The sequence below is a fragment of the Streptomyces sp. NPDC029169 genome, from assembly GCF_055563935.1.
Window position 1 is genome coordinate 173,716 of the sequence record NZ_JBVHXA010000018.1, and the last position, 17,869, is coordinate 191,584.

Here is a 17,869-nt window from a genome sequence, read left to right on the forward strand (position 1 = left end):
CGCGTCCCCGGGGGTCCGGCTTCCCCCGTATGGCGTACGGTGCGGGCCATGTCACGTGTGCTCGTGGTCGAGGACGACCAGTTCGTACGCTCCGCCCTCATCCGGCATCTGACCGAGGCCTCCCACACCGTACGGAGCGTCGGCACGGCCCTGGAGGCGCTGCGCGAGGTCGCCCATTTCCGTTTCGACGTGGTCATCCTGGACCTCGGACTGCCCGACCTGGACGGGTCCGAGGCGCTGAAGATGCTGCGCGGCATCACCGACGTACCGGTGATCATCGCGACCGCTCGGGACGACGAGACGGAGATCGTACGGCTCCTCAACGACGGCGCCGACGACTACCTGACCAAGCCCTTCTCCGTGGAGCACCTGTCGGCGCGGATGGCCGCCGTCCTGCGGCGCTCACGGGCCGCGGCCGGGGAGGCCCCGCCGTCGCGGGCGATCCAGGTCGGCGGTCTGTCGATCGACCCGCTGCGCCGGCAGGCCGAGCTCGACGGGGCCCGGCTCGACCTGACCCGCCGGGAGTTCGACCTGCTGGCCTTCCTGGCCGGCCGGCCCGGCGTGGTCGTGGCGCGTAAGGAGCTGCTCGCCGAGGTGTGGCAGCAGTCCTATGGGGACGATCAGACCATCGACGTACATTTGTCGTGGCTACGGCGGAAGTTGGGCGAAACGGCCGCTCGCCCCCGTTATCTCCACACCCTGCGCGGGGTGGGCGTGAAGCTGGAACCGCCGCGGGAGAACCAGCCGTGAGATGGGCCCTCGTCAAGGTGTCGCTGGCCGTCACCGCCATGGTCGTCGTCGCCTTCGCCGTACCGCTCGGGCTCGTCGTCAAGGAGATGGCGCGCGACCGGGCCTTCTCCAACGCCGAACGGCGCGCCGCCGGGCTCGCGCCCGTCCTCGCCATCACCACCGACCGCGACGAACTCGACCGGGCCGTGGCCACCACCGAGGACGGGGCCGCCGGGCGGATGGCCGTCCATGTCCCGGCGGGATCGGAGAAGGACGGCCTGGAGATCGGTACCCGCCGGGCCTCGCCGAAGGACCTGCGGACCACCCGGGAGCTGGGGCGGGCGACCATCGTCGAGGTGGAGGGCGGCTCCGTGCTGCTCCAGCCCACCGCGCTCTCCTCCGGGCAGGTCGCCGTCGTCGAACTCTTCGTCCCCGAGGGCGAGGTCACCAACGGCGTCGCCACCGCCTGGCTGGTCCTGTCCGGGGTCGGCGTCGCCCTGATCGTCGGCTCCGTCGCCGTCGCCGACCGGCTCGGCGTACGGATGGTCCAGCCCGCGCAGCGGCTCGCCGGCGCCGCCCACGACCTGGGCGAGGGCAGGCTCGGCGCCCGCGTCCCCGAGGAGGGGCCGCCGGAGCTCAAGTCGGCCGCCATCGCCTTCAACTCCATGGCCGACCAGGTCGTCCAGCTCCTCGCCAACGAGCGCGAACTGGCCGCCGACCTCTCCCACCGGCTGCGGACCCCGCTGACCGTGCTCCGGCTCAACGCCGCCTCGCTCGGCTCGGGACCGGCGGCCGAGCAGACCCGGGCCGCCGTCGAGCAGCTGGAACGCGAGGTCGACACGATCATCCGTACGGCACGCGAGGCCAAGCCGCAGACGCAGGGCCCCGGACCGGGCGCGGGCTGCGACGCCTCCGAGGTCGTCCGGGAGCGGATGGACTTCTGGTCCGCGCTCGCCGAGGACGAGGGCCGCAAGGTACGGGTCGCGGGCATCGAGCGCCCGGTACGCATCCCGGTCGCCCGGCCCGAACTCGTCGCCGCGCTCGACGCGCTGCTCGGCAACGTCTTCCGCCACACCCCCGAGGGGACGGCGTTCTCCGTCGACGTCCACAACGGCGACGACGCCGTCATCGTGCTCGTCTCCGACGCGGGACCCGGCATCGCGAACCCGGCGGCCGCGCTGGCCCGGGGCGCGGGCAGCGGACGGGACGGCTCGACCGGACTCGGCCTGGACATCGTGCGGCGGATGGCGGAGGCGACCGGCGGTGACGTCGCCATCGGGCACTCGGTGCTCGGCGGTACGGAGGTCCGCGTCTGGATCGGCCTGGACGGCCGCCGCTCCGGCGGGGGTTCGGGTGGTAGCGGCGGCCGGCGGGGCCGCCGGAAGAGGTCCTGAACCTTTTGCCGTTCCGATGGCTTCCTTAAGCGGAGCCTAAGAATCCCAACCCCGGCCCGCTCAAGGTCATTTGTCCGTTTCCGGCTCGCTAGCGTGCTGCCCGCACCCCACCCCCACTTCCGGCACAGAGGCAGGCACGCGATGGGCACGACTTCGCACCGGCGCAGGGCGAGCGGCATGAGCAAGGTCATCGGCGCGGTCGTCGCGGCGGGGGTGATCGGGGGCGCGGCGTTCGCACTCACCGGCACCGCCCAGGCCGCGGCCGTCGGCGCCGCGTACACCAGGTCCAGCTCCTGGACCGGCGGCTACACCGGTCAGTACGTCGTGACCAATGAGACCTCCAGCGTCCAGTCGGGGGGCTGGACGCTGGAGTTCGACCTGCCCGCAGGGACGACCATCGGATCCCTGTGGAACGGCGAACACACCGTCTCCGGGCAGCACGTCACCGTGAAGCCCGCGAGCTGGAACAAGGAGCTCGCCCCCGGCCAGTCCGTCACCGTCGGCTTCGTGACCTCGGCGGCCGGTGAGGCCGGGGATCCCGCCAACTGCCTGATCAACAAGGCCACCTGCTCCGTCGGCGGCGCGACCCCGACGCCGAGCGGCCGGCCGACGGAGCAGCCGACGGCCACGGTGGCCCCGACCGCCACCGCGACCGCGAAGCCCACCCCGAGCCAGAGCGCCACGACGGCCCCGACCCCCACCCCCACGGCGACCGCCACCGGCACCCCGGGCGCCGCCGCGAAGTACGCGCCCTACATCGACACCTCCCTCTACCCGTCGTACGACATGCTCGCGACCGCCGACGCCACCGGTGTGAAGGAGTTCAACCTCGCCTTCATCACCTCCGGCGGCTCCTGCGCCCCGCTCTGGGGCGGTGTCACCGACCTCGCCAACGACAAGGTGGCCGCCCAGATCGGCGCCCTGCGGGCCAAGGGCGGCGACGTCCGGGTCTCCTTCGGCGGCGCCGCCGGTCACGAACTGGCCCTGAACTGCGCGAACTCCGCCGACCTCGCCGCCGCCTACGGCAAGGTCGTCGACCGGTACAAGCTCACGAAGGTCGACTTCGACATCGAGGGCGCCGCCCTGCCGGACGCCGCCGCCAACACCCGCCGCTCCCAGGCCATCGCGCAGCTCCAGAAGTCCCACCCCGGCCTGACCGTCTCCTTCACCCTGCCCGTCATGCCCGAGGGCCTGACCCAGCCGGGCGTGGACCTGCTCGCCGACGCGAAGAAGAACGGCGTCCGCGTCGACGCCGTCAACATCATGGCCATGGACTACGGGCCGGCCTACAGCGGCGACATGGGCCAGTACGCGATCCAGGCCGCGACCGCCACCCAGGCCCAGATCAAGGGCGTCCTCGGGCTGTCCGACGCCGCGGCCTGGAAGGCCGTCGCCGTCACCCCGATGATCGGCGTCAACGACGTCACGACCGAGGTCTTCAAGGTCGAGGACGCCACCCAGCTGGTCGACTTCGCGAAGTCCAAGGGCATCGGCCGGCTGTCGATGTGGTCCTCGACCCGCGACAAGCAGTGCGCGGCCGGCGCGGTGAACTACGCGGACGCCACTTGCTCCTCGATCCTCCAGCAGCCGCTGGCCTTCACCAAGGCCTTCGCCGCCTATAAGTAACCCCCAACACCGCGCGCCCCGGCCGGCTCCCACCCCACCACCGGCCGGGGCGCGCTCAGCCCTTCACAGCGCCCCGCATGATGCCGCCGACGATCTGCCGGCCGAAGACGACGAAGACGGCCAGCAGCGGCAGCGTCCCGAGGAGCGCACCGGCCATGATCACCGACTGGTCGGGGATGTAGCCCCGGCCGAGCCCGGCCAGCGCCACCTGGACCGTGGGGCTGCCGTCCTGCGTCAGCGCGATGACCGGCCAGAAGAAGTCGTTCCACGCCATCACGAACGTCAGCATCCCCAGCACCGCCATCGCCGGACGGGCCGCCGGGAAGACCACGTGCCAGAGGATGCGCAGCAAGCCCGCACCGTCCATCCGGGCCGCCTCGACCAGCTCCGAGGGCAGCGCCCGGCTCAGATGCTGACGCATGAAGAAGACGCCGAAGGCCGAAACCAGCGCGGGCAGCACGACGGACTGCAGCCGGTCGGTCCAGGACACCTCGGCGATCAGCATGAACAGCGGTACGACGGAGAGCTGCGGCGGCACCATCATCGTGCCGATCACCACCATCAGCAGCGCGTTCCTGAACCGGAACCGCAGCTTGGCGAAGGCGAAGCCCGCCAGCGTCGAGAAGAGCACCGTGCCCGCCGCCACCGACCCGGCGACGATCGTCGTGTTGAGCAGCGCCGTCCCCAGATGCGCGTCGGTCCAGGCGGTCGCGAGGTTCCGTGGCAGGTTCCCGCCGAACCAGAACGGCGGAGGGGTCCGCGCGAGCCGCGTGGTGTCCCGCGAGGCTGCAACCGCCGTCCACAGCAGGGGGAAGAGGGACCCGGCCGTGAAGACCGCGAGGACGGTGTACGCCGGCCATCCCGCCCGCGACGACCGCGACCCCCGCATCAGGCCTCCCCTCGCCCGGCGAACGACGGCCGCAGCAGCCGCGCCACCGCGCCGGTCAGGAGCAGGATCAGGAACATGGCCCAGGCGATCGCCGACGCCCGCCCCAGGTGGTGGTTCACCCACCCCTGCTCGTACAGATAGAGCCCCAGCGTCTGGAACTGGTGGTCCGCGCCGCCCGTGGCCCCCGCGCCGCCGTCGAAGAGCAGTGGTTCGCCGAAGAGCTGTGTCGCGCCGATCGTCGACACCACGACCGTGAACAGGATCGCCGGCCGCAGCCCCGGCACCGTGACATGGACGAACTGCCGCCACCGCGAGGCCCCGTCCAGCGCCGCCGCCTCGTACAGCTCGTACGGGATCGTCTGCATCGCCGCCAGGTAGATCAGCGCGTTGTAGCCGGTCCAGCGCCAGATCACGATCGTCGAGACCGCGATCCGTGACGGCCAGGTGCCGTTCTGCCAGTCCACCGGCTCGAACCCGGCCGCCCCGAGCGCCCAGTTGATCAGGCCGTGGTCCCGCCCGAAGAGCAGCGCGAAGACCAGCGTGGCCGCGGCCACCGAGGTCGCGTACGGAGTGAGCGCCGCGACCCGGAAGAAGGTCCGGCCGCGCAGCCGGGAGTTGAGCAGCTGGGCGATGCCGAGCGCGATCAGCAGCTGCGGAACGGTCGACAGGATCCCGATCGTGACCGTGTTCCCCAGCGCGTTCCAGAAGAAGTCGTCGTCCAGGAGCCGGGTGAAGTTCCGCGCGCCCACCCACTCCATCTCACCCGGCGCGGTCAGCTCGACCCGGTGCAGTGACGCCCAGCCCGTGTAGAGGAGCGGGAAGAGCCCGAAGGCGCCGAAGAGGACGAAGAACGGGGCGACGAGGGCGTACGGTCCGAAACGCACGCCCCGGCGGTGCCGCCGGGCGCGCCGCGCCGCCTCCTTCGTACGCGACGGGGGCGTACGGGGCGCGGGCTCTTCCAGCGGCGGTACGGCGACGTCGGCCTCGGCCATCGGGCGTCACCGGTCCAGGGCGTTGTCGATCGTCTTCACGGCCGCCTCCCAGCCCGCCCGGGACGTCCGCCCCTTCTGGTCGACCTGGAGCATGCCGATGTCACCCAGGTTCTGGGCGATGACCGCGTCCTTGGGGCCCGTGGCGGCGACCGGGACGCCGCGCGCCGCCTCGGCGAAGATCGCGCCGACGGGGGCGCCGCCGAAGTACGCGTGCCGGGCGCCGGAGACGACGGGCAGGGCGTGGGCGGCGGAGGCGCTGGGGAAACTGCCCCGCCGCGCGAAGAGCGTGGCCTGCTGGGCGGGCGCGGTCAGCCAGGCCACCAGCTTCGCCGCCTCGGCCCGGTGCTTCCCGGCCGACGGTACGACGAGGAAGGAGCCGCCCCAGTTGCCCGGCCGGGGCGCCGCGGCCACGTCCCAGGCGCCCCGGCCCGCGGGCCCGGCCTTGTCCTGGATGTAGCCGAGCATCCACGCCGGGCAGGAGACGGTGGCGAACCCGCCGTTGGCGTACGCCTGGTCCCAGGCGGGGGTGAACTGCTGGAGACGGGCGGTCAGGCCGCCGGTGGCGAAGGCGGCGGCGATGTCCCAGGCGCGCTTCACTGCCGGGTTGTCCTTGTAGACGACCTCGCCCTTCTCGTCGTAGAAGCGGACGGGGCTGCTGCCGGTGATCGCCTTCAGCACTCCGGAGGCGGAGTCCACGAACGCCGTGCCTTTGGGTGCCTTCGCCTGGAAGCGGCGGCCGACGTCCAGGTACTTCTTCCAGTCCCCGGCCCAGAGCCGGCCGACGGCGGCCCGGTCGGTGGGCAGTCCGGCCCGCGCGAAGAGGTCCTTGCGGTAGCAGACGGCCTGCGGGCCGATGTCCGTGCCGAGCGCGACCGTCCTGCCGTTCCGGTCGGTTCCCTGGGCCCACTTCCAGGGCAGGAAGGCGTTCTTGTCGACGCCGGGTACCGCGCCGAGGTTTTCGAGCCGGTGCGCCTGGGTGGCGGTGATCTCGGCGATGTTGTCGACCTCGACGGCCTGGACGTCGGCCAGGCCGGAGTCCGAGACCAGGTGGGTGAGCAGCTGCGGGTAGTAGTTCTCGTTGCGCTGGATGGAGGTCTGCCGGACGACGATGCCGGGGTGCAGCTTCATGTACGTGTCGTAGAGCCCGGCCTCCTTCAGGCCGAAGGCCCCGAACACGCCGACGGTGAGCGTCGTCCGGCCGGCCGCGTCCGTGCCGTCGTCCTCGGCGCACGCGGCCGAGAGACCGGCTGCCAGGGCGAGGACGAGGGCGAGCGCGACGGGGGTACGCACGCCACGGAGCGTAGTGGCGGCCGGTACTGACGGAGCGTTACGCAGGGTGGGCGCACCAGGAACCACCCGCTCAGTCGAACATCTTCGATGCGGCGCGCGTCTTGACCGTCCCGATAGGCGCCCGAGGGGTGGCGTTCAGCGGAGGCCGGTCGGCGGCGAACACGCCCCCGACCGGCCTCCAGCGCACTACGGGGTCGTGATCAGCGGCCGCGGGGCGGTCCGCATACCGCTGCCGATGTGAAAACTCGGGTGCGGGGGCTGGTTGTAGGCAGTGTTCTGCCAGGCAAGCCCCGTGCGGTACATGGTGTCGTGCAGCAGCGTCGTGATCCGCGTACCGGTCTCGTACGGGGTCGAGTAGATCCGTAGCGCGCGGTTGTCCGCCGTGCGCCACACCACCTCCTCGCGCCAGTCGCCGAGGATGTCCCCGGACAGCGCGGGGGTGGCCTTCGTGCTGTTGTTGGAGGCCACCGAGGCGCCGGTGAGCAGCCGCGTCTCGCCGGCCGTCCCGTACTTGTCGATACGGGTGCCGTCCAGGAGCTCGCGGGTGGTGTCGCCGTCCCACCAGCTCAGGAAGTTCGCGGACGAGGGCTCGCGGCCCTTGGCGGCCCCCGCCTCGTCCCGTATCGAGGTGTCCGACGCCGACCACACCTCGGCGCCGTCGTTCCCGGCGAAGATGTCCCCGGCGACCCCGCGCCCGTTGTCGCAGCAGGCGCCCAGCTGCCAGCGGACGGTGCCGTTCGCCGGATCGATGTACAGCTCGGCGGGCTGGGAGGACGACTCCGAGACCTTGAAGTACTCCAGGCCCGGCGTCCCCGGGTCGAGGTCGCCGAGGTGCTGGGCGTCGCCGTGCCCGGTCCTGGTGGTCCACAGGCCGCTGCCGTTGTCGTCGACGGCCATCGCCCCGTAGACGATCTCGTCCTTGCCGTCGCCGTCCACATCGCCGACGGACAGACTGTGCGAGCCCTGCCCGTCGTACCCCTTGCCGGTGTTGGTGGAGGAGCTGCTGTCGAAGGTCCAGCGCCGCGTGAACTGCCCGCCGCGCCAGTCCCACGCCGTGATCACGGACCGGGTGTAGTACCCGCGCGCCATGATGAGCGAGGGCCGGGTGCCGTCCAGGTACGCCGTCCCGGCGAGGAACCGGTCCACCCGGTTGCCGTAGCTGTCGCCCCACGACGAGACGGTGCCGCGCGCCGGCACGTAGCCGGTGGTGCCCAGCGCGGCGCCGGTGAGCCCGTCGAACATGGTCAGGTACTCGGGCCCGGCGAGGACGTACCCGCTGCTGTTGCGATGGTCGGCGGAGGCGCTCCCGATGACGGTGCCGCGCCCGTCGACGGTCCCGTCGGCGGTCTTCATGGCCACCTCGGCCCGGCCGTCGCCGTCGTAGTCGTACACCTGGAACTGCGTGTAGTGCGCCCCGGAGCGGATGTTGCGGCCGAGGTCGATCCGCCACAGCCGGGTCCCGTCGAGCCGGATCCCGTCGACGATCGTGTTGCCGGTGTAGCCGGACTGCGAATTGTCCTTGGCGTTGGTCGGCTGCCACTTCAGTACGAAGTCCAGCGCGCCGTCCCCGTCGAGGTCGCCGACGGACGCGTCGTTGGCCTCGTACGTGTAGGCCACCCCGTCGGGGGTCGTGCCGCCGGCCGGGGGAGCGAGCGGCACGTCCTTGTAGCCGGTGCGGAACTGCACGGCGTGCACCGAGTCGCCCTGCTCCACGCCGCCGACGACGGCGCGGACGGTGTAGTCGGCGGAGCTGGGCGCGCCGGAGTGGAAGTAGGTGGTGGAGGCGGTGACGGGGGTGGCGTTGACCTTCGTGCCGGCCCGGTACACGTTGAAGGCGACGGAGTCCGGGTCGGTGCCCAGCCAGCGCCAGCTCACGAGGTTGCCGGTGCCGGTGTGGACGCTGACCACGCCCCGGTCGAGCCGCTCGGCCTGCCGCGCGGTGGCGGCGGCGGCCGTTCCGGCGGTGACGGCGGTGACGGTGATTCCGGCGCAGGCGACGACGACACCGGCGGTGAGCGCGGCGGCGAGGCGACTGATCCGAGGGTGCGGGTGCTGCACGAGTCCTCCTGTGGGGAAGAGAGCGTTGCGTGCCTCACAGTCGCCACCACAAGCGGAATGGTTGCCCGGAAAACGACCGAGGCCCCGGTTCTTTCGAACCGGGGCCTCGGGCTTCAGGGTGAGTAACGGGACTCGAACCCGCGACATCCTGGACCACAACCAGGTGCTCTACCAGCTGAGCTATACCCACCACGACCGGCGGTTTTCCCGAAGGTTTCCCCGACCGGCCGAGAAGAAGTCTACAGGGTCGGAGCGGGTGCTCGCGCCCGTATTCGACCCTGGGAGCGTCAGGGGCGTGTCAGGGGCGTCAGGGGCGCGAGCAGGGGCTGCCCGGACGGTCCGGGACCCGTCCTGGGCTACTCCGGCGGGAGCACGTGGCGCGCCGCGATCTGCTTCGCGGTGTCCGAGTCGGGTCCGGGCTGCGGGACGAAGATCGCCTCACGGTAGTAGCGCAGCTCGGCGATGGACTCGCGGATGTCGGCGAGCGCGCGGTGGTTGCCGCTCTTCACCGGACTGTTGAAGTACGCCCTCGGGTACCAGCGGCGGGCCAGCTCCTTGACCGAGGAGACATCGACGATCCGGTAGTGCAGGTGCTTCTCCAGCGCCGGCATGTCCCGCGCGAGGAAGCCCCGGTCGGTGGAGACCGAGTTCCCGCACAGCGGCGCCTTGCGCGGCTCCTTGACATGCTCGCGTACGTACGCGAGCACCTGGGCCTCGGCGTCGGCGAGGGTCGTCCCGCCGGGCAGCGCGTCGAGGAGGCCCGAGCCCGTGTGCATCGCGCGCACGATCTCCGGCATGGTCTCCAGCGCCGCGTCCGGCGGGCGGATCACGATGTCCACCCCTTCGCCGAGCACGTTCAGTTCCGAGTCGGTGACCAGCGCGGCCACCTCGATGAGTGCGTCGTCCGTCAGCGAGAGCCCGGTCATCTCGCAGTCGATCCACACCATGCGATCGTTCATGCGACCTACCTTAGGGCTTGCGTCCGCGATCGGGCCCGGCCCGGTGTGCGACGCAGGCCCGGCCCGGTGCGCTACGCAGGCCTGGCCCGGTGCGCGACGCAGGCCCGGCCCGGTTGCGCGACGCCGACGGGCGCCCGAGGGAGGTGTCCCCGGGCGCCCGTCGGTTTTCTCGGTGCGCGGCTTGTGGCGCGCGGTCCTGCGCGCCCCCTAGGGGGCGCTGCGCTGGCCCGGCAGGGCCGGGCGGCCGGAGGCGTACGCGTCGGACTGCGGCTTCCCGGGCTCCAGCGGGCCCCCGGGCCGCCGGACGACCGGCGGGCCCTGCGAGGGCACCAGCGAGTCGAGCACCGCCGTCGTCGTCTCGGCCTGCGGGCGCCGGGCCCGGTAGGCCGCGCGGTACGCGGCCGGCGAGGAGCCGAGCTGGCGGCGGAAGTGGCCGCGCAGCGCCACCGGGGAGCGGAAGCCGCAGCGTCCCGCGACCTCGTCGACCGAGTAGTCGGAGGTCTCGAGCAGCCGCTGCGCCTGGAGCACCCGCTGGGTGATCAGCCACTGCAACGGGGCGGACCCCGTCAGCGAGCGGAAGCGCCGGTCGAACGTACGCCGTGACATGTACGCGCGGGCCGCGAGCGTCTCCACGTCGAACTGCTCGTGGAGGTGCTCCAGGGCCCAGGCGACGACCTCCGCGAGCGGGTCGGCGCCGATCTCCTCTGGTAAAGACCTGTCGAGGTAGCGCTCCTGGCCGCCGCTGCGCCGCGGCGGGACGACCAGGCGGCGTGCGAGCGCGCCGGCGGCCTCCGCGCCGTGGTCGGTCCGCACGATGTGCAGACACAGGTCGATGCCGGCCGCGGTGCCGGCCGAGGTCAGTACGTCCCCGTCGTCGACGAAGAGCTCCCGCGGGTCCACATGGACCGACGGATAGCGCTTCGCGAGCGTCGGCGCGTACATCCAGTGTGTGGTGGCCGGCCGGCCGTCGAGCAGCCCGGCCGCGGCGAGCACGAACGCGCCGGTGCACAGCCCGACGATCCGCGCGCCCTCTTCGTGTGCCCGGCGCAGCGCTTCGACCGCCTCCGGCGGTGGCGGCGAGGTGATCGACCGCCAGGCCGGTACGACGACGGTGCCGGCCCGACTGATCGCGTCCAGGCCGTAGGGCGCGGTCAGTTCGAGGCCCCCTGTGGTCCGCAGCGGGCCTTCCTCGCCGGCGCACACCAGCAGCCGGTAGCGGGGCACGCCCGCGTCCTGCCGGTCGATTCCGAACACGGAGAGCGGGATGGAGCTCTCGAAGATGGGGCCGCCGCTGAACAGCAGCACCGCGACGACTTCCCGGCGGCGGCGCCCGGACAGCTTCCGTGCGGCCTCCGTTACGGCGGAGTCCTGGCTCATGACGCTAAGCCCCCCTCGGTGTTCGCGTCTCCCTGGTCCTGTCGCTCCTGCACGTTTCCCCTCGGTTTTGCACGAGACCCCAGTCTTCGATACCCATGATCGAATCTACTGTGTTCCGTGGCGCCGGCGTGACAAGTTCTCCATCCGGCACATTGTCGACAAGGCAACTTGGCGCGAAGCATTCGATCACGAAGCGTTCCACTCGCGGGCCCCGCAGGGAAGGGCCCCGTGGCCGCATGGCCCGTCCCCGTAGGGTGTGCGGGCCCGGCGCGGGGCTTTCATGCCTGGTGGCACCAGGGTTGAGGGGGCGTTCCGGCAAGGACTCGCCGACATCTGGAAGTTGGCTGAAAACATACGGGTGCGGGTGTGCGAAACCGTCAGCTCTACGGGTGTCACGTCATCCGTGACGGTGGTTTCGGCCGCCGTGGGAGCGGCGCGGACGGGGCGCCGCGGCCTCGGCGCGCAGCCCGCGCTCCGCACGGCGCAGCAGCAGCCGGCAGACCGCCGTCACGGCGGCGAGTCCGAGCGCGGTCCCGACGGCCCCGCCCAACGAGGTGCCGTACACGACGAGGACGACCGGGACGAGGACGCAGCAGAAGGCCGCCCAGCGCACGACGTCGCCCGCCGACTCCGCCGTCGCGCTCCCCGGCGCGCGCGGCGCGGGGGCGGGGGCCGGGGTGAGGACCGGGGTGTGGACCGGAGTGTGGGGACCGGCGGTGGCGTGGGTGGCGGCGGCCGATGGTGCGGGCACGGGCGGGGCTCCCTGCGACGGTGACTGGACCTGTGGGAACGAGAAGCGGAACGTTCCGGTCACTGCGCGGGGCGTCCGTTCGGCCCCCGCGAGGACTGCTGTGAGGACAGCTGGAGGACAGCTGTAGGGCACAGGCGGCATTGCCATATCGGGACGGGCTCGTGCATGCTCCCTGGAACGCCGTGCGGGAGCGTCGTGCGGTTCTGGACGGCTCTGGGCAGGAGAGGAGTGTCGCCGTACCCTTGGGGGTATGGGCTTGGGAAGATGATTCCCGGACACAGCTCCGCCGCCAACCGTTGTTCCGTACGACGTTCTTACCGTTCCCTTCCACCAGGATCTTCTTCGCCGAGACACCGATGGCCGGTCACCAATTCCCCGAACCCGCGGACCGCAAGCGCGTCGCCGACTCCACGGTCGACCCCCTCGCGGTGGAACAGCCACGTCACTCCTGTGATCCCGCCTTCCGGCACGGAGTGGTCGTCGGCTTCGACGGCTCGACGTCCAGTGAGCGGGCCCTCGCCTACGCCATCGGCATGGCCCGCCGCTCCGGCTCCGGCCTGATCATCGTGCATGTCGCCAACCGGCTGCCCACCACCGTCTGGGCGGGGTGCGAGCCGCCGGTCTTCGTCGACGTCCCCGATCACCGGACCGAGGTGCTGGGCCTGGAGCTCGCCTGCGCGGACTATCTCTCCGAAGTCCCCTGGATCCTCGTGGAGCGCGGCGGGGACATCTGCCACGAGCTGGAGGAGGTCGGCCGGGAGTACTCGGCCGACGCGATCGTGGTCGGCTCGACGCACGGCATCGTCGGCCGGATCTTCGGCTCGGTGGCCGGCCGGCTCGCCAAGCGCGCGCAGCGGCCCGTGATCGTCATCCCCTGACGATGAACCCCTGAGCTTCATCTTCCGCTTACTCCGTCAACTCCCTTGGTGCGGCGATAATTTCTGCCGCCGACAGGTGATTTGTGCGCTTGTGAAGGGTAGTTAAAGGTCACCGGAACAAGCAGCTCACGCAGCACAACTGCCCACCTGAAGGGAGCCCGCCGTGGACAACGAAGTCGCCGCGGGAAACACCACCTCCACATTCGGCCACCTCGCGCTCGGACTGACCCTGCTGGCCTTCGGCATAGGCGGCACGGGCGTCATCGACAACGTCGCGGCGTCCGACGCCGCAGCCCTCGCCACCTGGGTCGGCGGCGTGGCGCTCTTCCTGGTCGGCCTGCTCGCCCTGCGCGCAGGCAACGGCGGTACGGGCACGGCCTATTCGGCGCTCGGCGCGTTCTGGTTCACCTGGGGGACCGGGGTGGGCGACGGCGGGTCGGCCGAGGCGACCGGTCTCTTCCTGCTGCTGTGGGCGCTGCTCGCGCTCACGCTGACGATGGCCGCCGCGGGCAGCGGTCTGTTCGGACAGGGCGTGTACGGGCTGCTCTTCGTCGCGCTGCTGCTGCTCGGCATCGGCGCCCTCGCCGACAACGGCGGTCTGGCGAAGGCGGGCGGCTGGGTCGCCGCGCTGGCGGGCCTCGCGGCCTGGTACGGCGCGACGGCGGCGGTGGCCCACTGGCCGACGTCCCTGAGCCGCTCGGGCCGCAGCGCGGCCGCGGCGAGCTGACGCAGTCGGAAACAAGCGGTCCCCGCGCACCATGTGCGCGGGGACCGCTTGTTGTGTCCGGCCGGGCGTCCGGCCCCTCCGGGGACAGGTCCGGAATCGGGGCGGACGGGCTTTCCCGGCCGTGGTCGAGAGCTCCGGGGGACAGGCCCGGAAGGGGCTACTCGACCGTGACGGACTTGGCCAGGTTGCGCGGCTTGTCGATGTCGCGGCCCATGGCGAGCGCCGTGTGGTAGGCGAGGAGCTGGAGCGGGATGCCCATCAGGATCGGGTCCAGCTCGTCCTCGTTCTTCGGGACGACGATCGTGTGGTCGGCCTTCGCCTGCGGCTGGTGCGCGACCGCGAGGATGCGGCCGCTGCGGGCCTTGATCTCCTCCAGGGCGGCGCGGTTCTTCTCGAGCAGGTCGTCGTCGGGGACGATCGCGACCGTCGGCAGGGCCGGCTCGATCAGCGCGAGCGGGCCGTGCTTCAGCTCGGAGGCCGGGTACGCCTCGGCGTGGATGTAGGAGATCTCCTTGAGCTTCAGGGAGGCCTCCAGGGCCACCGGGTAGCCGCGCACACGGCCGATGAACATCATCGACTGGGCGCCCGCGTACTGCTCGGCGATCTTCTTGATCTCGTCCTCGGTCTCGAGGATCTCGCTGATCTGCGCGGGCAGCTTGCGCAGGCCCTCGATGATCCGCTTGCCGTCGGTGACCGACAGGTCGCGGATGCGGCCCAGGTGCAGGGCGATCAGCGCGAAGGCGGTCACCGTGTTGGTGAAGCACTTGGTGGAGACGACGCAGACCTCGGGGCCTGCGTGCACGTACACGCCGCCGTCGGCCTCGCGGGCGATCGCCGAGCCGACGACGTTGACCACGCCGATGACCCGCGCGCCCTTGCGCTTGAGCTCCTGGACGGCCGCAAGGACGTCGTACGTCTCACCGGACTGGGAGACGGCGATGTAGAGGGTGTCGGGGTCCACGACCGGGTTGCGGTAGCGGAACTCCGAGGCCGGCTCGGCGTCGGCGGGGATACGGGCCATGGACTCGATCAGGCCGGCGCCGATGAGGCCGGCGTGGTACGAGGTGCCGCAGCCGAGGATCTTGATCCGGCGGATGGTGCGGGCCTCGCGGGCGTCGAGGTTCAGGCCGCCCAGGTGGACGGTGGAGAAGCGCTCGTCGATCCGGCCGCGCAGCACGCGGTCGACCGCGTCGGGCTGCTCGCAGATCTCCTTGTGCATGTACGTGTCGTGGCCGCCCATGTCGTAGGAGGCGGCCTCCCACTCCACGGTCTCCGGGGTGGCCGTCGTCGTGGCGCCCGAGGTCGTGTACGTACGGAAGTCGTCGGCCTTGAGGGTGGCCATCTCGCCGTCGTCGAGGGTGACGACCTGGCGGGTGTGGGCGATCAGGGCGGCGACGTCGGAGGCGACGAACATCTCCTTCTCGCCGATGCCGAGGACGACCGGGGAGCCGTTGCGGGCCACCACGATGCGGTCGTTGAAGTCGGCGTGCATGACGGCGATGCCGTAGGTGCCCTCGATGACCTTGAGCGCCTCGCGGACCTTCTCCTCCAGGGTGGTGGCCTGGGAGCGGGCGATCAGGTGGGTGATGACCTCGGTGTCGGTCTCGGAGGCGAAGACGACGCCGTCCGCCTCCAGCTTGGCGCGCAGCTCCTGGGCGTTGTCCACGATGCCGTTGTGGACGACCGCGACCTTGTTCTCGGGGTCCAGGTGCGGGTGCGAGTTGACGTCGCTCGGCGCGCCGTGCGTGGCCCAGCGGGTGTGGGCGATGCCGGTGGTACCGGTGAAGCGCTTGGGGACGCGGGCCTCCAGGTCACGGACCCGGCCCTTGGCCTTGACCATCTTCAGGCCAGTGGCCTTCGGGCTGGTGATGACGATGCCGGCGGAGTCGTACCCCCGGTACTCCAGCCGCTGCAGGCCTTCCAGCAGCAGCGGGGCCACGTCGCGCTTTCCGATGTAACCGACAATTCCGCACATAAAGTGTTACCCCTCCAGGTCGTTGAGTGCGCTCGGCCGTGACTCAGCCGTAGACGATGCGGCGCAGCTGCCGGAGCGAGAGCTCCGGTGGCGCCACGGCGCGGTGCGGCAGTTCGGCCGCGATGCGTTCGAAGATCTCGGCGTTCACGGCGCCGCCGGACTGCAGCTCGCGGTGGCGGCGGCGGACGAAGTCCTCGGTCGACTCGTCGAAGTACGCCAGCACGTCGAGGATCACCCGGGCGGCCTCACCGCGCTGGAGCGCGGTGCTGCGCACCAGGTGGTCGATGAGGTCGTCATGCGACGGGCGGCGTTCGAGCACCTGTGAATACTGAGGGGTACCCCCGGTTCTTCGCAAGAATCCTGCCCGGATTCGGGCAGGCGCCTCCATGATCGCCGCACTGAAGGCGGGATTGGTCTACACCTTGACCCGCGGAAGTGGTCCACGGTACGCATGGTCACTGTTCGGATACGCATACCCACAGCAGTGAAGTCCACCGAAAGGGACCATGCCTGTGAGACAGCGCAGAACGCTTCCCCGTGTGCTCGGCGCCCTGCTGCTCCTCGCGGCGGCCGGCATCTCCTGCGTCGGAGCAGCCCCCACCACCAAGGCCGCAGCCGAACCCACGCCCCGCCCCCTCGGCCAGATCGTCCCCGCCCCCGCCTCCGTGACGCCCGGCGGACAGCCGTACACGATCAGCGCCGCCACCCGCATCCGGGTCGACGGGCGCTCCCCCGAGTCCCGCGCCGTCGCCGACTACCTCGCCGGGATCCTCCGCCCCTCGACCGGCCACCCGCTGCCCGTCGTCGACCAGTACGCGGCCACCGGCGGCATCCGGCTCCGTCTCAGCGACCGGGAGACCGCGCTCGGCGACGAGGGCTACCGGCTCCAGTCCGGCCGCGGCGGCATCACCCTCACGGCCCACCGGCCCACCGGGCTCTTCCGCGGCGTCCAGACCCTGCGCCAGCAGCTCCCGGCGGCCGTCGAGAAGAAGACCGTGCAGCCCGGCCCCTGGCAGGTCGCGGGCGGCACCATCACCGACACCCCGCGCTATGCCTACCGCGGCGCGATGCTCGACGTCTCCCGCCACTTCTTCACCGTCGACCAGGTCAAGCGGTACATCGACCAGCTCGCCCTCTACAAGATCAACAAGCTGCATCTGCATCTCTCCGACGACCAGGGCTGGCGCATCGCCATCGACTCCTGGCCCCGGCTCGCCACCTACGGCGGCTCCACCCAGGTCGGCGGCGGACCCGGCGGGTACTACACGAAGGACGACTACGAGGAGATCGTGCGGTACGCGGCCTCCCGCCACCAGGAGGTCGTCCCCGAGATCGACCTGCCCGGCCACACCAACGCCGCCCTCGCCTCGTACGCCGAGCTGAACTGCGACGGCGTCGCCCCGCCGCTCTACACGGGCACCAGCGTCGGCCTCAGCTCCCTGTGCGTGCCGAAGCCCGTCACGTACGACTTCGTGGACGACGTCATCCGCGAGCTCGCCGCGCTCACCCCCGGGAGGTACCTCCACATCGGCGGCGACGAGGCGCACTCCACCACACACGAGGACTACGTCGCCTTCATGGAGAAGGTCCAGCCGGTCGTCGCCGCGTACGGCAAGACCGTCGTCGGCTGGCACCAGCTGACCGGCGCCACGCCGGCCGAGGGCGCGCTCGCGCAGTACTGGGGCCTGGACCGCACGAGCGCCGCGGAGAAGGAGCAGGTCGCCGCGGCCGCGCGGAACGGCACCGGGCTGATCCTCTCGCCCGCCGACCGGGTCTACCTCGACATGAAGTACACGAAGGACACCAAGCTGGGCCTGGCCTGGGCGGGCTATGTGGAGGTCCAGCGCTCCTACGACTGGAACCCGGCGGCCTACCTCCCGGGCGCGCCCGCGGAGGCCGTCAAGGGCGTGGAGGCGCCGCTGTGGACGGAGACGGTCTCCACGAGCGCCCACATCGACCAGATGGCCTTCCCGCGCCTGCCGGGCGTGGCGGAGCTGGGCTGGTCCCCGGCGGACACGCACGACTGGGACGCGTACAAGGTCCGGCTCGCCGAACAGGGCCCTCGCCTGACGGCCCTCGGCATCGACTACTACCGCTCGCCGCAGGTCCCGTGGCCGGCTGAGTAGAACGGGGCGGGGGGGGGGGGGGGGGGGGGGGGGGGGGGGGGGGGGGGGGGGGGGGGGGGGGGGGGGGGGGGGGGGGGGGGGGGGGGGGGGGGGGGGGG

15 protein-coding genes and 1 tRNA gene are annotated in these 17,869 nt (G+C 71.7%); 6 read left to right on the plus strand and 10 right to left on the minus strand.

Annotated elements, in window-relative coordinates:
- The first annotated feature begins 48 nt into the window (after positions 1-48).
- From ACZ4VI_RS28925 to ACZ4VI_RS28935, 3 genes are all read left to right on the plus strand, one after another.
- Positions 49-750 (plus strand): response regulator transcription factor, encoded by a 702-nt coding sequence (locus ACZ4VI_RS28925; RefSeq protein ID WP_468003912.1) that lies wholly within the window; start codon positions 49-51, stop codon positions 748-750.
- Positions 747-2,123 carry a HAMP domain-containing sensor histidine kinase gene (locus tag ACZ4VI_RS28930; RefSeq protein ID WP_468003914.1) on the plus strand — a complete coding sequence of 459 codons (1,377 nt, stop codon included), beginning with the start codon at positions 747-749 and terminating at the stop codon, positions 2,121-2,123. Before ACZ4VI_RS28925 ends, ACZ4VI_RS28930 begins: the two co-directional genes overlap by 4 nt.
- A 141-nt stretch (positions 2,124-2,264) precedes the next feature.
- A complete protein-coding gene (locus ACZ4VI_RS28935; protein WP_468003916.1) occupies positions 2,265-3,749 on the plus strand; it encodes a glycoside hydrolase family 18 protein in 1,485 nt (494 codons plus the stop codon).
- Positions 3,750-3,804: 55 nt separating this feature from the next.
- Here ACZ4VI_RS28935 and ACZ4VI_RS28940 read toward each other — a convergent pair whose 3' ends face one another.
- The 8 genes from ACZ4VI_RS28940 to ACZ4VI_RS28975 form a co-directional block, all read right to left on the minus strand.
- Positions 3,805-4,638, minus strand: coding sequence for a carbohydrate ABC transporter permease (locus tag ACZ4VI_RS28940; RefSeq protein ID WP_468003918.1), 834 nt, complete (start codon positions 4,636-4,638; stop codon positions 3,805-3,807).
- Entirely contained in the window at positions 4,638-5,630 is a 993-nt protein-coding gene (locus ACZ4VI_RS28945; protein ID WP_468003921.1) for a carbohydrate ABC transporter permease, read from the minus strand. Before ACZ4VI_RS28945 ends, ACZ4VI_RS28940 begins: the two co-directional genes overlap by 1 nt.
- A gap of 6 nt (positions 5,631-5,636) precedes the next feature.
- On the minus strand, positions 5,637-6,920 hold the full coding sequence (locus ACZ4VI_RS28950) for an ABC transporter substrate-binding protein (protein WP_468003923.1): 1,284 nt from the start codon (positions 6,918-6,920) through the stop codon (positions 5,637-5,639).
- A gap of 186 nt (positions 6,921-7,106) precedes the next feature.
- The gene (locus tag ACZ4VI_RS28955) at positions 7,107-8,978 is read right to left on the minus strand and encodes a rhamnogalacturonan lyase (protein WP_468003925.1); all 1,872 of its coding nucleotides are present in this window, start codon (positions 8,976-8,978) and stop codon (positions 7,107-7,109) included.
- Between the two features lie 117 nt (positions 8,979-9,095).
- Positions 9,096-9,168: transfer RNA gene (locus tag ACZ4VI_RS28960), tRNA-His, on the minus strand.
- Positions 9,169-9,334: 166 nt separating this feature from the next.
- Positions 9,335-9,937, minus strand: coding sequence for an oligoribonuclease (gene orn / locus ACZ4VI_RS28965; protein WP_468003927.1), 603 nt, complete (start codon positions 9,935-9,937; stop codon positions 9,335-9,337).
- A 207-nt stretch (positions 9,938-10,144) separates the two neighbouring features.
- Positions 10,145-11,314: a helix-turn-helix domain-containing protein gene (locus ACZ4VI_RS28970; RefSeq protein WP_468003929.1), complete on the minus strand. Its 1,170-nt coding sequence runs from the start codon at positions 11,312-11,314 to the stop codon at positions 10,145-10,147.
- Between the two features lie 397 nt (positions 11,315-11,711).
- Positions 11,712-12,065, minus strand: a complete 354-nt coding sequence (locus tag ACZ4VI_RS28975) for a hypothetical protein (RefSeq protein WP_468003931.1) — start codon at positions 12,063-12,065, stop codon at positions 11,712-11,714.
- 356 nt (positions 12,066-12,421) lie between these two features.
- Here ACZ4VI_RS28975 and ACZ4VI_RS28980 point away from each other — a divergent pair, with 356 nt between their 5' ends.
- Both ACZ4VI_RS28980 and ACZ4VI_RS28985 read left to right on the plus strand, forming a co-directional pair.
- Positions 12,422-12,943, plus strand: a complete 522-nt coding sequence (locus ACZ4VI_RS28980; protein ID WP_468003933.1) for a universal stress protein — start codon at positions 12,422-12,424, stop codon at positions 12,941-12,943.
- Between the two features lie 163 nt (positions 12,944-13,106).
- The gene (locus ACZ4VI_RS28985; protein ID WP_468003935.1) at positions 13,107-13,670 is read left to right on the plus strand and encodes a GPR1/FUN34/YaaH family transporter; all 564 of its coding nucleotides are present in this window, start codon (positions 13,107-13,109) and stop codon (positions 13,668-13,670) included.
- 157 nt (positions 13,671-13,827) lie between these two features.
- Here ACZ4VI_RS28985 and glmS read toward each other — a convergent pair whose 3' ends face one another.
- Together glmS and ACZ4VI_RS28995 are read right to left on the minus strand one after the other, a co-directional pair.
- A complete protein-coding gene (glmS, locus tag ACZ4VI_RS28990; protein WP_468003936.1) occupies positions 13,828-15,645 on the minus strand; it encodes a glutamine--fructose-6-phosphate transaminase (isomerizing) in 1,818 nt (605 codons plus the stop codon).
- A gap of 43 nt (positions 15,646-15,688) precedes the next feature.
- A complete protein-coding gene (locus tag ACZ4VI_RS28995) occupies positions 15,689-15,964 on the minus strand; it encodes a hypothetical protein (RefSeq protein ID WP_128979109.1) in 276 nt (91 codons plus the stop codon).
- Positions 15,965-16,151: 187 nt separating this feature from the next.
- Here ACZ4VI_RS28995 and ACZ4VI_RS29000 point away from each other — a divergent pair, with 187 nt between their 5' ends.
- The gene (locus tag ACZ4VI_RS29000; RefSeq protein ID WP_468003938.1) at positions 16,152-17,771 is read left to right on the plus strand and encodes a beta-N-acetylhexosaminidase; all 1,620 of its coding nucleotides are present in this window, start codon (positions 16,152-16,154) and stop codon (positions 17,769-17,771) included.
- The last annotated feature ends 98 nt before the right edge of the window (positions 17,772-17,869 follow it).

What these genes read in the sequence shown, in the direction of transcription:
- ACZ4VI_RS28925 (WP_468003912.1), top strand. Translation starts at nt 49, where the DNA reads ATGTCACGTGTGCTCGTGGTCGAGGACGACCAGTTCGTACGCTCCGCC.
- ACZ4VI_RS28935 (WP_468003916.1), top strand. Translation starts at nt 2,265, where the DNA reads ATGGGCACGACTTCGCACCGGCGCAGGGCGAGCGGCATGAGCAAGGTC.
- ACZ4VI_RS29000 (WP_468003938.1), top strand. Translation starts at nt 16,152, where the DNA reads ATGCCTGTGAGACAGCGCAGAACGCTTCCCCGTGTGCTCGGCGCCCTG.
- glmS (WP_468003936.1), bottom strand. Translation starts at nt 15,645, where the DNA reads ATGTGCGGAATTGTCGGTTACATCGGAAAGCGCGACGTGGCCCCGCTG.
- orn (WP_468003927.1), bottom strand. Translation starts at nt 9,937, where the DNA reads ATGAACGATCGCATGGTGTGGATCGACTGCGAGATGACCGGGCTCTCG.
- ACZ4VI_RS28940 (WP_468003918.1), bottom strand. Translation starts at nt 4,638, where the DNA reads ATGCGGGGGTCGCGGTCGTCGCGGGCGGGATGGCCGGCGTACACCGTC.
- ACZ4VI_RS28945 (WP_468003921.1), bottom strand. Translation starts at nt 5,630, where the DNA reads ATGGCCGAGGCCGACGTCGCCGTACCGCCGCTGGAAGAGCCCGCGCCC.
- ACZ4VI_RS28980 (WP_468003933.1), top strand. Translation starts at nt 12,422, where the DNA reads ATGGCCGGTCACCAATTCCCCGAACCCGCGGACCGCAAGCGCGTCGCC.
- ACZ4VI_RS28970 (WP_468003929.1), bottom strand. Translation starts at nt 11,314, where the DNA reads ATGAGCCAGGACTCCGCCGTAACGGAGGCCGCACGGAAGCTGTCCGGG.